Consider the following 13,189-nt stretch of genomic DNA (forward strand, 5'->3'; position numbering starts at 1 on the left):
GATTTCAAGTGTCATTAGCTTTATAACTAGATCAGCACCTAATTTATAATAATTCTAAATAACGAGCAGGAGATGATTATATGGATACAGCTTTTTCCCAAGGCTCAGGCAAATGTCCTTTCCATCACGGCAGCGCTACGACTCACCAATCGAGCGGCACGTCGAACCGGGATTGGTGGCCCAACCAGCTTAACCTAAATATTCTTCATCAGCATGACCGCAAATCGAATCCGATGGGTGAAGAGTTTAATTATAGAGAAGAGTTTAGCAAACTAGACTATTACGCGCTGAAGGAAGACCTTCGCAAGCTGATGACAGACAGTCAAGATTGGTGGCCTGCCGATTACGGCCATTACGGTCCACTCTTTATCCGCATGGCTTGGCACTCCGCTGGCACCTATCGGACAGGCGACGGACGCGGCGGCTCCGGCAGCGGCTCGCAGCGTTTTGCCCCGCTTAACAGCTGGCCGGACAACGCCAACCTCGATAAAGCACGTCGGCTGCTGTGGCCGATTAAACAAAAATATGGCAACAAAATTTCGTGGGCCGATCTGTTCGTTCTGACCGGCAACGTTGCAATTGAATCAATGGGCGGCAAAACGTTTGGCTTCGGCGGCGGACGCGAGGATATTTGGCATCCAGAGGAAGATATATATTGGGGTAAGGAAACGGAATGGCTAGGCGACAAACGTTATAAAGGCGACCGCGAGCTTGAAAATCCGCTTGCGGCTGTTCAAATGGGCCTGATCTATGTTAACCCGGAAGGTCCTAACAGCAATCCAGACCCGCTAGCAAGCGGCCAAGATATCCGCGAAACGTTCGCCCGCATGGGCATGAATGATGAAGAAACGGTGGCTCTCATAGCCGGCGGTCATACGTTCGGCAAAGCTCATGGCGCAGGCGATGCTGCTCTTGTTGGTCCAGAACCAGAGGCAGCCCCTATCGAAGCGCAAGGCTTGGGCTGGATCAGCTCGCACGGCTCCGGTAAAGGCCGGAACGCCATCTCAAGCGGCATCGAAGGCGCGTGGACTCCGAATCCGACCCAGTGGGACAACGGCTACTTCGATATGCTGTTCGGTTACGAATGGGAGCTGACGAAGAGCCCGGCGGGCGCCCATCAATGGGTAGCCGTCAACCCAGCCGACGATCATCTTGCGCCAGACGCTGAAGATGCATCCGTTCGCGTTCCGACGATCATGACGACCGCAGATATGGCGCTGCGCGTAGATCCTGTCTATGAGAAAATATCGCGCCGCTTCCATGAGAATCCGGAAGAGTTCACCGACGCTTTCGCCCGCGCTTGGTTCAAGCTTACCCACCGTGACATGGGTCCGCGAGCTAGATATTTGGGGCCGGAAGTACCGGAAGAGGTTCTCATCTGGCAGGATCCGATTCCAGCTGTCGATAATACATTGACAGAAGCAGAGATCGAAGAGCTGAAAGCCAGAATACTTGACTCCGGTCTTACCGTCAGCGAGCTCGTCACAACAGCATGGGTTTCGGCCAGCACGTTCCGCGGCTCCGATAAGCGCGGCGGCGCGAACGGTGCCCGTATCCGCTTAGCTCCGCAGAAAGATTGGGAGGTCAACCAACCGGAGCAGCTGACGAAGGTGCTTACGATACTTGAAGGCATTCAACAAGGCTTTGATAAAAAAGTCAGCATAGCCGATCTGATCGTGCTCGGCGGCAGCGCCGCAGTCGAGAAAGCTGCACGAGATGCCGGCTTTGACATCACGGTGCCATTCTCACCTGGACGCGGCGACGCATCTCAGGAAGACACCGACGTAGAGAGCTTCGCGGTGCTGGAGCCGATTGCAGACGGGTTCCGCAACTATCAGAAGAAACAGCTCAGCGTCAGCGCAGCCGAGCTTCTCATCGACAAGGCGCAGCTGCTCAACCTTACTGCTCCGGAAATGACCGTGCTTATTGGCGGCATGCGCGTTCTAGGCACCAACTTCGGAGGCACGAAGCATGGCGTATTCACTGATCGTGTCGGTATGCTTACGAATGACTTCTTCGTGAATCTGCTTGATATGAGTGTAGCATGGAGGCCGGTCGATTCCGTCATATACGAAGGCCGCGACCGTAAGACAGGCGAGGTTGTACGTACAGCGACCGTTGTTGACCTGGTGTTCGGCTCGAACTCTGTTCTTCGCGCACTTGCAGAAGTGTACGCCCAGGATGACAACCAAGAGAAATTTGTTCGCGACTTTGTTGCAGCATGGGTTAAAGTGATGAACGCGGATCGATTCGATCTGAAGCAGAGCAATTAATCGATTCGCTGAAGCTTACTGCATCGAATGAGTGACTCTTAGGCACTAGCCCTTTGGGTCACTCTCCCCTTCGCTCAGGAAAAGCTGTTGGTCAGCATCACTATGGTCCGTGTATGTAAACGATTTTGCTCAGCAGCCAGAAAGCTTCATTCCCTTCTCCTGAGTGGAAGGGATAGTGGACAAAAGGCATCATTGGCACTACAGTTGTCAAATAAAAAAGCAGCTTCACATCGCGTATGTGCAAGCTGCTTAATCTTTCTTATAGACTTCGTGAAGCCATTTGTTTATCAGCCGTTCCCGGTTGCTGCCGGACCAATTAATGTCATAAGGTATGACATTAATTGACTCGAGCGCGATAGCCTCTTTAGGAGACTTGGCATCCTTGTTCGTCAACAACTGATAATTACCGACCTGCTTCCCCAGCTCCTGAGCCTGCTTGGTCAGCGCCCAGTCGACAAACTTCTTCGCTTCCTCCATATTGGGACCATTCTTAATAATAGCAACTCCGCCAATCTCATATCCCGTACCTTCTTTAGGGAAAGAGATGACGATATCCTGAAACCCTTCCTTATAGAACTTGATCGCATCATGTGAGAAGGCAATCGCAGTCCCAACTTCGCGCATGCCTGCCGCTCTCCCCGATAAGCTGCCAGAGGTCGTATACGTCGGGCTTTGCTCGTTCAGCTTACGCAGATATTGGAAAGCCTTATCCTCACCGTACAACTGAACGAGCGTCGAAATAACGGTATACCCTGTTCCAGATGAATGGGGCGACCCCATTGCAAGCATCCCTCTATATTCTGGTTTCAATAGATCGTCCCAGGAATCTGGAGCGTTCAAGCCCATCTGCTGAAGCCATTTCTTATTGGATACAAATGCAACGGAGCCAATATATATACCGGTCCAATACCCGTCTGGATCTTTATATTCCGTATCGATCAATCGCGCGTTCAACGATTCGTAAGGCTCCAGAAGACCTTCGAGCTTCGCTTGCACGAAGGTGTCTCCCGTTCCGCCAAACCATACGCTGGCTATCGGATTATCCTTCTGCTTCCGAATACGCTCCAGCACTTCGCCGGCAGACATCCTCGCATAGGAGACCTTAATACCGGTCTCCTTCTGAAAGGTTTCAATTGCTTTTATAGCATGATCCTCATACAAGCCTGCATAAATGACAAGCGATCCATTCGATTTCCCGCTGCTGCAGGAGGTAGTGGCGAATATTGTAATTGCCAGCATCAGAAGGACTATAGAAAACCGCTTCCGAATCATAGCTGACGACCTCCCACTTTCTACACTACACTACGAGTTAGCAGGTATGACGTGGAGAGAATGCTCCGCAAATTGCAGCGACACAGAAGAGCCTACAGCGAAGGTCTCTTCAAAAATCGGGTTAGGCACCGAAATTTGAATGATCTGCCCTTCGTATTCGACCTCATAATCCTGGTTTTGTCCCATAAATACGCTTTTTCGAACGATGCCTACGTGACTGGTTCCTTTCGTCAGCGTAATGGCTTCCGGTCTTATGACAACCGTAACTTTATCATTCACTTTAAAACCGGTACGTTTAACCTTCAGATCTCCGGAGCTCGTATGCACGACAATATGGTCCGCTTCTACAGCTCGTACCGTTCCATCTACGAAATTCGCAGTTCCGATAAAATCAGCAACGAATCTTGTCTGAGGGCGTTGATAAATTTCAATAGGGCTGCCGACTTGCTCAATCTTCCCTTTATTCATAACAATAACAAGGTCGCTCATGCTCATCGCTTCGCTTTGATCATGCGTAACATAGATCGCGGTAATACCGATTTGCTGTTGAATACGGCGAATTTCGTCACGCATGACGACACGAAGCTTAGCATCGAGATTGGACAGCGGTTCGTCGAATAAAAGGACACCAGGCTCCATTACGAGTGCACGAGCCAGGGCAACACGCTGCTGTTGTCCGCCGGACAGCTGGGAAGGTGTACGCTCCTTATATTCTTGCAAATTCATAATTTTTAATACATCATTAACTTTCTTTACGATTTCATCCTTCGAGAGCCTTTTAATCTTCAAACCATAGGCAACATTCTCGAAGATATTCATGTGCGGGAATAATGCATACGATTGGAATACCATCGTGCAATCGCGCTGATTCGGAGGAATATCGTTTACTTTCTCATTGCCGAAATAAATGTCGCCTTCCGAAATTTCCTCAAAGCCCGCAACCATGCGAAGAGTCGTAGTTTTGCCGCAGCCAGACGGTCCAAGCAGCGTAACGAATTTCCCTGCTTCGATCTCAAGGTTGACGTCTTTGACGGCATAGTTTTTAGTGCCTTTATCCGATCCGTAAGATTTATTAACGCCCCTTAAGCTAACTGTCTTTGCCATTAATAGCTCCCCCTTTTCGTGCCGCTGAGCCATTTCACTAGCATATTCAGCAATACTAATGCAATAGCCATAATAATGATCAGAATCGTACAATAGGCGCTTGCAACACCGATCCGCCCATTCTCAACCTGAGCCATAATCGAGGCGGTAATGAGATTGTACTTCGCGGAGATGAGGAAGATTACAGCACTCATCGCCGTCATACTCTTAACAAAGCTGTTGACCAGACCGTTGAAGAAGGCCGATTTAATAAGCGGCAGCACAACGCTGGTAAATACTTTTGCCCGGCCTGCACCCAAATTCGTTGCAGCCTCTTCAATACTTGGATCAATCTGCTGCAGCGCCGTTACGCCGGAGCGAATACCTACCGGCAACGCACGAACGACGAACGCGGCCACAATGATGATACCTGTACCGGTCAATGCAAGCGGTGCTTTGTTGAAGGCCAGGATGTATCCGATACCGATTACAGTACCTGGTACCGCAATGGATAGCATACTGACGACCTCAAGAGTCTTCTTGCCTCTAAATTTCGTACGAACAATTAAGTAAGCAAAGATCATGCCCAGCAAGCCTGCAATTGGTGTTGCGATAACGGCCAGCTTAAGCGTATCAAACACAGCTTTTTGTCCCAGATCGAATACATATTTGTAGTGATCCACCGTAAAGCTGTTATCGACACCCCACAGCTTGATGAAAGATCCTACTGGTACTAGCGCGTAGAACGCAATAACGACTACGGAGACAACCATGCTGGAAATGAACAGAGCCGTTTTGGCAGGACCGCTCTCGATCATTCTCCGTTGACCAGTTGGTTTACCCGTTACCGTTACATAGCTTTTCTTACCAACCCAGAAATTCTGAATAATGTAAACTAAAATCGTAATCGTTAGCAGCAGCATAGCCAGTGCGGCGCCTGCTTGCATATTGTAACTACCTACAGCCTGCAAATAAATTTCACGTGCTACAGTGGAATAGTTACCGCCGATTGTCATCGGGTTACCGAAATCCGCGAGCGATTGGACAAAGACGAGCAGGAATGCGTTAGCAATGCCTGGCACGGAAAGCGGAAGCGTAACCGATACGAAGGTTTTCCATTTGCTGGCACCCATATTTTGACTCGCTTCTTCAAGCGAAGGGCTAATCGAACGCAACAGTCCGGACAGGGTAAGGAATGCAATTGGGAAGAAGCTTAGCGTCTGTACAAGTACCAGACCGTGCAGCCCGTATATATTCGCATTCTCCAGTCCGAGCAGATGTTTAGTTATTAATCCTTGCTTACCTAACAGCAGCATTGCAGATAGAGCGATTACAAATGGTGGTGAAATAACCGGTAAAATTGCGATTGCATTAAACAGCTTTTTAAACGGAATTTTCACATAAGCAAATGTATAAGCGAACATATAAGCGATGACTGTAGACAAAGTAGCCGAGATAGCTGCGAGTACCAAAGAGTTGGTCAGGGAGCGTGAAAGCCCCCCGCCCGACAACACTCTTTTGTACCCATCCATCCCGAATTGCCCATCATTCGTCATGAAGCTAGCTTTCGTAATTTGATATAATGGGAATACGATAAAGACAATTAAGCAGAGCGATACCAACACGATTAAGATCGGCAGGAGCGGCTCTCGCTTGAATCTCTTGTACATCGTGCTCATTCAAGCTTCTCTCCTTTCGGGACGGTGGGAATGAAAAGATATTATTTACTTACTTCTGCATTCCATTTATCGATCAGACGTTGACGCTGTGCACCTGCATCCTTAATGTCATAGTCAACGAGTTTGATTTTAGTCAAATCAACTGCTTGTTCCGGACCAACAGCGTTAGGGTTCGTCAGGTTTTGGAAGCTGCCTACTGTTTTACCAAGCTCTTGTGCGGAAGTTCCAAGCGACCAGTCAACGAACGCTTTAGCAAGCTCTTGGTTTTTCGAGTTCTTAATAATACCGATCGAGCCCGTCTCATAACCTGTACCCTCTTCTGGGAACGTCATAATGAGGTTGTCGTAGCCTTCTTCTTGGTATTTAATAATGTCATGTGCGAACAGAATGCCTACGCCAGCTTCTCCCAAGCCAACCATACGTCCTGGAGCGGAGCCGCTTGTCGTATATTGCTGTACTTGCGGATGCAGCTTTTTCAAGTAATCAAAGCCTTTTTCCTCATCGCCTAGAACCTTCAGAATGCTGTAGATCGTCGTATATGCCGTACCCGAGGATGCTGGGGAGGCCATTACGATCTCGCCTTTCAGCTTAGGATCAAGCAGGTCTTCCCAAGAATCTGGAGCTTCAAGACCGTTCTTCTCAAGGAATTGTTTGTTAGATGCAATGCCTACTGCACCTACGTATACGCCAGTCCAATATCCGTCTGGATCTTTATATTTCGGATCAATAACTTCGGCAACTGGCGATTTATAAGCTTCCAGCAGACCTTCCTCTGTAGCTTGTACGAACGTATCGGCAGGTCCGCCATACCATACGCTTGCCTGCGGGTTATCCTTCTCTGCACGGACTTTAGCCAGAATCTCACCTGCGGACATCCGAATCATTTCTGCTTTAATGCCCGTTTCCTTCGTGAAGAGCTCAATTGCCTTCAAGGCATGATCTTCTTGGAAACCAACATATACGGTCAACTTACCGTCCAGCTTCTTCTCGGATCCCGACTCGTTCGAATCGTCCTTCGTTGCATTCGAGCCGCAACCTGTGAACAATGCTGCTGTAAGGGCGAGTACTGCCACCTTACCGATCCATGATTTTTTCATTGCTGTGTGACCTCCTCTTTATGTTTGGAACAGTTTTTATTATATTGGTTACGTTTACACAAGCGTTAGATTAACGTTTTGCCGTTTGCTTCGGCAAAAAAATATACAAAAAAAATAGACTGCCTCAGCAGTCCATCACACCTATAACTTATCGCCTATATAAACCAACGTACAATCATATGAATAATAATACCGACTACAGAGTAATCGAGATCGGCGAAGGTCACTCTCAAGTAGCCTAAGTTAGACAACAGAGGTACGAGAAATACCGGCATTAAGCTAAGAACAAAACCATGCAGCAATGAGGCAATAACGAGTCCTCTCTTGCCACCCATATGATAGGCAATTACACCGGCTGCGCCCCCCGAGAAGAAGTTCGGAATAACGCCTGGAATAATAACCGTATATTGCAGCTGCAGCATAACAATCATAGCCCCTAACCCGCCAGCAAAGCTGAGCAGAAATCCCGTTACGGCAGCAATCGGCGCATAACTGAACAATACAGGAGAATCAAGCGCGGGAATAGCCCCCGGCACGATCCGATCTGAAATCCCTTTGAAGGCAGGCACAATTTCCGAAAGCATCATTCTTACGCCCGCTAGTACGATATAACAGCCTCCGGCAAACCAGGTAGCTTGAATAATCGACTCCACAATATAATGATGTCCTCCGAACATGCCTTCAATGCTTCCGGATGAAGAGAAGACACTTGCGATCGCAAAGAGTAAGAAAGTAAAGACGAAAATAACGACCATATGGTCTTGAAACAAGCCGCTTAATTTCGTCTTCTTCAGCTCCCGAGGCTTCTCCTGTTTTCTTGACCTAAAGAAGGAACTGATGAAGCCGGCCAGCAAATAGCCCGTACTGTTAAATTGAGCGATTGCCAGTTGATTCCCGCTGATTACTTTACGCACATAAACCTGTGATAGCATTGGCGCGGCTGTCATGCTCAATGCTAACACAATTCCACCAATCAGCATCGTCTGCCATGTTCCGAACGCACTTGACAGCAGCAATGAAGCAAGCATAGCAGACATGAACAGCACCTGATGTCCAGCTAGAAAAATATATTTAACAGGCGTGAACCTTGCGATTAACAAGTGTAGAATCATTCCGACCATCATAATGACTGCGATTTCCTCGCCATAATTCATTTGAGCCATCGCGGTAATCGTTTCATTATGAGGGATTATGCCGATAATCTGAAAGCTGTTCTGGATTACGGCTGACATATTAGACAGAGACGAGCCAGTCTCGTTGGCACCAATTTGCATAATTTTAAAGCCAAGCATCGTCTTAATCGTGCCGCTTAATATTTTCTGGGCAGACTGCCTCTGCAGCAGCAGCCCAACTAGAGCAATAAACCCCAGCATCAATGCTGGCTCGCCTAATAAGCCATTATGAAACCATTGCGATGGATTCATCCTCATTCACCTATTCTGTTTCAGACAGCCACTTCAGAAACACCTTGCTATTCATCAGCTCATGCTTCAAGTATTGGCGATCCATAATATCATCCAGTCCAATTATTTCCTTATCGTCAGCGACCTCAATGGAATCCATAATGTAGGATGAACAAACGATAAGCTTTGCATTATGCGCTCTCAGTGATGTAACGTCAGTATGCTCGACAACAACCTCGAGGCCCAACTCCCTCATCAGCGCCTCAATATTTAAACGAATCATAAGGCTAGTCCCTAGACCGCTGTTACAGGCAACAACAATTTGTTTCATTGGACCTCCCTCTTATGCAAACGCTCCCAAATTTCATTTGCGTCCATCGCAGTCCGCAAGCAGCTCATGAATTCGGCATCATTAAGAGCTTCAAGCAAAGTACTTAGTGCAGCAATATGCCTCTCCTTATCTATAGCAGCAAGTATAATCATGAGCCACACCGGATGCTTAGATGGTCCAAATAATATTGGCTCTTTAAAGGTTACAAGACTGAATGCCGTCTGCATTACATCCTCCGGCATATAGGCATGCGGGAAGTATACGCCTTCGTGAATGAGAAAGGAGTGCTTATTACTATTAACCATATCGACAAGCTTCTGCTCATAATGAATGCCTGAGGCACCTCGATCTATCAATAATTGGCTTCCATATCTAAGCGCGGCTTCCCAGTCATTCGAATCGATCTGCAGCTTAATGGATGATACAGGGAGCAGCTCGACTAATGAATTCGCTGACTCGTTGTCACCCACGCTTCCTCCTTGTAGAAAGAACAATAAATCCTCTACCAGCTTATTGCGATTATGAATAGAAGCATTCCGTTCGATAATCTTAATCATACTATTTACCGACTGAATCGCCAGCGCCGTCACATTCTCACCCTTATAAGGGAGACCGAAATAATCCGCTATGTTACGCTGATCTTTGGCTGTCAGCAGCGGAGACACCTTCAGCCAAGGAATAGGAAGCGAATGGCCGATATCAACGGTAGACAGCACTGCATCCGTATCGAATGCCGTCAATTCAACTGCATCCTTATACGAGCATGTCCTTACGACCTCAAGCTGCGGAAAAATAAAGGACAACCTCTGCTTAATCAGCGCCGAGGTGCCGACTCCCGAGCCGCATACAATAATCACCCGTTTGTTAACATTCATCACCTGCGGTACAATACCGCTCGCAACATGAAGCAGGATGTAGCCAATTTCATCCCGTCCGAACGAGATGGACATGCTTCTAATGACCTCGTTCACAACGCGTTCCAAAATGTTAAGAAGTGAGCCATACTGCTGCTCCAATTGCGCTAGCAGCGGATTCTTGGACTGGAGATTAAATTTGGCCCGGTATACTGCTGGCTTCAAGTGGATCGCCAGACCTTGAATAACCTGTTCAGAAAGCTTCAGACGGTATCCAAGCTCATCCTCTGTGCGCCTAATTATTTCCTCTGCTAAATTAACGAAGATAAGATCCTTCACCGGTACACGCTGCTTCTGCGCTCCTAGCATATGCTGTGTAATATAGCCAATCTCTGATGCCGGCAGCTTGACTTTGAAGTGAGCTTCAATCATTGGCGTAATATGGTTCTCGATGAGATGATACATTTCCGACTCTTGAAGCTCCTCTAGCAGCTGAGAATCGATTTCGATCGAATGACGATGCTTAATCCGCTCCATCGCCATCAAAATATGCAGCGTGACGGTCGTATACCCCGTATCCGAAAACTGCAGCCTCATGGCTGCTTCGAGACTTTGCAGCGCGTTAAATATCACCTCGACATCTTCTGCTTTGAACCATATATAGAGCGGAGATAAGTTCTTCGACTTCTCTTCATTTCGATCAAACATATAACGCAAAAGCTTGTCTTCTGTAATTTCAGTACGCAGCAGCTCCAGATATGCTCTTCGCATCGCCTGCTCACTGCCCGTAACAGACAGAATCCCTCGTGATTTGTGAACCGTTAACCGCCGCTCCTGAAGCCAGATCTTAATCTCGTTCAAATCGGTGAGCAGCGTACTCTTGCTAATCCGATAGTCCTCTATTATTTGTTCCATAGATACATTGTTTTCTTTCAACAACAGCTTTAGAAGCGACGTAATCCGCTGTTTAGAATCCATATAGTCCGGGTGCTGATGGATCTCCTGCTTGAGCAGCTGCAGCTGTTCCATCTCATGCTGCAGCTTTACCCCTTTCACTCGATGGCGGATGAGCAGCACACCATGCTTGCGAAGCCAGTCCTCGAGGTTCAACAGATCGTGACGAACCGTTCGATCCGATATATTGTACATTTCACTTATTTGTTGAAGTGTGATATAGTCATCTGCTTCGATAAGCTGCTTTAATAAACGCTGTTGTCTGCTACTAATCATTTGTTCACCCGAATTCCTTGTTTGTTATATCCCATAATGTCTGATTGCAGCATTACAATGTCTATTATAAGTTACGATGCCCGTATTCTAAACCATGTTGCAAAATTAAAAAAAGTAATTACTTTCATGTGAAGTAATTAATTCTAATTTAGTAACGGACTAGGCATGAAACCTTTTGGTGCATTATCCCTATAACTCAGGAAGAGATGACGGTTACCAAGGCAGTTATGCAGTAGAGCTGCGTTCAGAAGCTACCATCCTTATATATAATAAGTAATAAGGAAACAACGAGCCTCCGGGTGATTTAATGGAGTACATCGAAGCTCATCTTCATTAGCAAAATAAAACCCCTTGCTAAGCAAAGGGTCCAATAATTCTTCGTCTGATTAGTTTCCTGATCTAGTCGAATTTCTTTAACACATCGGACAAACGAGTCAAGTAATCTAACAAGCTGCTCTTGTCTTCAGCCTTCCAATCCCTTAATGCTTCGCGCATAATGCGTTCGCGTGTCGTTTGAATGAATGAATTAATCTCCTTCCCGTTCTCGGTCAATTCAGACACACGTATACGAGAATCTTCAGCCGATGGGTACGTACGCACTAATCCTGCCGCCTCTAATTTATCAATCTGGCGACTGACACTCGAGTAGTTTCTTCCCATCATATCGGCCAATTCACCAACGCTCGTCGATTGAAGATGCCCGATGCCAACGAGAACTCGAAAGGCTGCATCCTCCAGATGTACGCCGGCGCTTGCCATCAGCTTCTTATCACGATCCGGCCGATTAAAAATTGCAAATAAATCAATTAGCGCTCTAAAAATTTTCTCTTCCATGCATACTATTATACCCGTATGACTGGCCGAGGAGTCAAGGGTGCATGCCAAGCCGCCTCGATATCTTCTAAAGCGTACTCCGCGATGGAGATTTTAATGATTCCCTTAGCAGCCAGCTCCAAAACGCTTTTTGCAGATGACACCATATTAGCTAGCGATACACTTCTGCCGCCGCTTCCTAGCAATTCAATGGACGAAGCGCGAAGAATCGAGGAGGAAACTTCAACGTTCTCTTGACCCGACGAGGTTCCGATACTAATAAAGCGAGTTACCCGATCTGCACCGCCCTTAGCAATAGCCGTCATAATGGCAAGAGCGCTGTCGCCCCACAGATAATCCAATACTACGTCTACCCCTTTAGCAATAACGGGCATCAACGCATCTTCAAACTTTTGTTCCCCTCCTTCAACTGTCATATCGAATGCAACGATTTCATCAGCCCCCAGCATTCGCAGTTTTGCTTCGTTACGTCCAGTCGCAATGATTTTGGCAGCTCCCAGATACTTAGCGATCTGAACGGCTAAGTTTCCGGATGAACCAGTCGCGCCATTGATTAGAACCGTGTGGCCAGGTTTGAAGTGCGCCTTGTATACTAGAGCAGCCCATGACGACATTGCTGGATTAGCGATAGCAGCTGCAATCGCATCATCAATACCATCCGGCAGCGGAATCATCATCTTGACGTTAACAAGCGTTTGCTCCGCCAAACTACCGTATGGTGCATTAGGAATAGCAAAATATACGCGAGAGCCATCCTCCAACGTCCCAACACCGTCTGCACCAGCTACGATTGGAAAGTTTCCTTCTGAAGAGTAATGCAGCCCCATCGAACGGTACTTACTCAGCTTACTTAAAGCTGCTGCCGTAACATTAACGACTACTTGACCTTCTGCCGCAACTGGTGAATTGAATTGACCAAATACTGGAGCTGCCCCTGCCTGCTTTACAATTGCCGCTTTCATCGTTTTGAATCTCTCCTTTTAGGATAATATGTGCGGTTTGCACATAAATACTGTAGCACAAATATGTGCAATATGCACGTATTTTTCGAATATTCCGCAGGAGCCTACCATAAGCTGCTGAATAGCGAATTATTAGAGGACCGAGAATCAGCTCTACCTGAGTCATAGTGA

The 13,189-nt window shown here is 47.3% G+C and carries 10 protein-coding genes; 1 reads left to right on the forward strand and 9 read right to left on the reverse strand.

All coding sequences use genetic code 11. The features are described 5' to 3' along the window. Positions 1–80 precede the first annotated feature (80 nt). Positions 81–2,273, forward strand: coding sequence for a catalase/peroxidase HPI (katG, locus tag PXY01_RS05040; protein WP_127567911.1), 2,193 nt, complete (start codon positions 81–83; stop codon positions 2,271–2,273). A gap of 249 nt (positions 2,274–2,522) precedes the next feature. On the opposite strand, the gene PXY01_RS05045 is transcribed toward katG, so the two are convergent. From PXY01_RS05045 to PXY01_RS05085, 9 genes are all read right to left on the reverse strand, one after another. Then, a complete protein-coding gene (locus tag PXY01_RS05045) occupies positions 2,523–3,545 on the reverse strand; it encodes an ABC transporter substrate-binding protein (protein ID WP_246027803.1) in 1,023 nt (340 codons plus the stop codon). A gap of 30 nt (positions 3,546–3,575) precedes the next feature. Further along, on the reverse strand, positions 3,576–4,649 hold the full coding sequence (locus tag PXY01_RS05050; RefSeq protein WP_127567913.1) for an ABC transporter ATP-binding protein: 1,074 nt from the start codon (positions 4,647–4,649) through the stop codon (positions 3,576–3,578). Next, entirely contained in the window at positions 4,649–6,307 is a 1,659-nt protein-coding gene (locus tag PXY01_RS05055) for an ABC transporter permease (RefSeq protein ID WP_127567915.1), read from the reverse strand. Before PXY01_RS05055 ends, PXY01_RS05050 begins: the two co-directional genes overlap by 1 nt. Positions 6,308–6,348: 41 nt before the next feature. After that, entirely contained in the window at positions 6,349–7,404 is a 1,056-nt protein-coding gene (locus tag PXY01_RS05060; protein ID WP_127567917.1) for an ABC transporter substrate-binding protein, read from the reverse strand. 155 nt (positions 7,405–7,559) lie between these two features. After that, positions 7,560–8,828: a PTS ascorbate transporter subunit IIC gene (ulaA, locus tag PXY01_RS05065; RefSeq protein ID WP_127567918.1), complete on the reverse strand. Its 1,269-nt coding sequence runs from the start codon at positions 8,826–8,828 to the stop codon at positions 7,560–7,562. A 10-nt stretch (positions 8,829–8,838) separates the two neighbouring features. Beyond that, positions 8,839–9,138 carry a PTS sugar transporter subunit IIB gene (locus PXY01_RS05070; RefSeq protein WP_127567920.1) on the reverse strand — a complete coding sequence of 100 codons (300 nt, stop codon included), beginning with the start codon at positions 9,136–9,138 and terminating at the stop codon, positions 8,839–8,841. Then, complete coding sequence (locus tag PXY01_RS05075) at positions 9,135–11,222, reverse strand: BglG family transcription antiterminator (protein ID WP_127567922.1); 2,088 nt, start codon at positions 11,220–11,222, stop codon at positions 9,135–9,137. Before PXY01_RS05075 ends, PXY01_RS05070 begins: the two co-directional genes overlap by 4 nt. A gap of 399 nt (positions 11,223–11,621) precedes the next feature. Continuing rightward, entirely contained in the window at positions 11,622–12,056 is a 435-nt protein-coding gene (locus tag PXY01_RS05080; RefSeq protein WP_127567925.1) for a MarR family winged helix-turn-helix transcriptional regulator, read from the reverse strand. Positions 12,057–12,064: 8 nt separating this feature from the next. Further along, positions 12,065–13,018, reverse strand: a complete 954-nt coding sequence (locus tag PXY01_RS05085; RefSeq protein ID WP_127567927.1) for a quinone oxidoreductase family protein — start codon at positions 13,016–13,018, stop codon at positions 12,065–12,067. Positions 13,019–13,189: the final 171 nt, after the last annotated feature.

Source organism: Paenibacillus xylaniclasticus, assembly GCF_004001065.1.
Classification (GTDB): Bacteria; Bacillota; Bacilli; order Paenibacillales; family Paenibacillaceae; genus Paenibacillus_T; species Paenibacillus_T xylaniclasticus.

Excerpts from the sequence above, each read along its gene's own strand:
- katG (WP_127567911.1), top strand. The coding sequence starts at position 81 with ATGGATACAGCTTTTTCCCAAGGCTCAGGCAAATGTCCTTTCCATCAC.
- PXY01_RS05045 (WP_246027803.1), bottom strand. The coding sequence starts at position 3,545 with ATGATTCGGAAGCGGTTTTCTATAGTCCTTCTGATGCTGGCAATTACA.
- PXY01_RS05050 (WP_127567913.1), bottom strand. The coding sequence starts at position 4,649 with ATGGCAAAGACAGTTAGCTTAAGGGGCGTTAATAAATCTTACGGATCG.
- PXY01_RS05055 (WP_127567915.1), bottom strand. The coding sequence starts at position 6,307 with ATGAGCACGATGTACAAGAGATTCAAGCGAGAGCCGCTCCTGCCGATC.
- PXY01_RS05060 (WP_127567917.1), bottom strand. The coding sequence starts at position 7,404 with ATGAAAAAATCATGGATCGGTAAGGTGGCAGTACTCGCCCTTACAGCA.
- ulaA (WP_127567918.1), bottom strand. The coding sequence starts at position 8,828 with ATGAATCCATCGCAATGGTTTCATAATGGCTTATTAGGCGAGCCAGCA.
- PXY01_RS05070 (WP_127567920.1), bottom strand. The coding sequence starts at position 9,138 with ATGAAACAAATTGTTGTTGCCTGTAACAGCGGTCTAGGGACTAGCCTT.
- PXY01_RS05075 (WP_127567922.1), bottom strand. The coding sequence starts at position 11,222 with ATGATTAGTAGCAGACAACAGCGTTTATTAAAGCAGCTTATCGAAGCA.
- PXY01_RS05080 (WP_127567925.1), bottom strand. The coding sequence starts at position 12,056 with ATGGAAGAGAAAATTTTTAGAGCGCTAATTGATTTATTTGCAATTTTT.
- PXY01_RS05085 (WP_127567927.1), bottom strand. The coding sequence starts at position 13,018 with ATGAAAGCGGCAATTGTAAAGCAGGCAGGGGCAGCTCCAGTATTTGGT.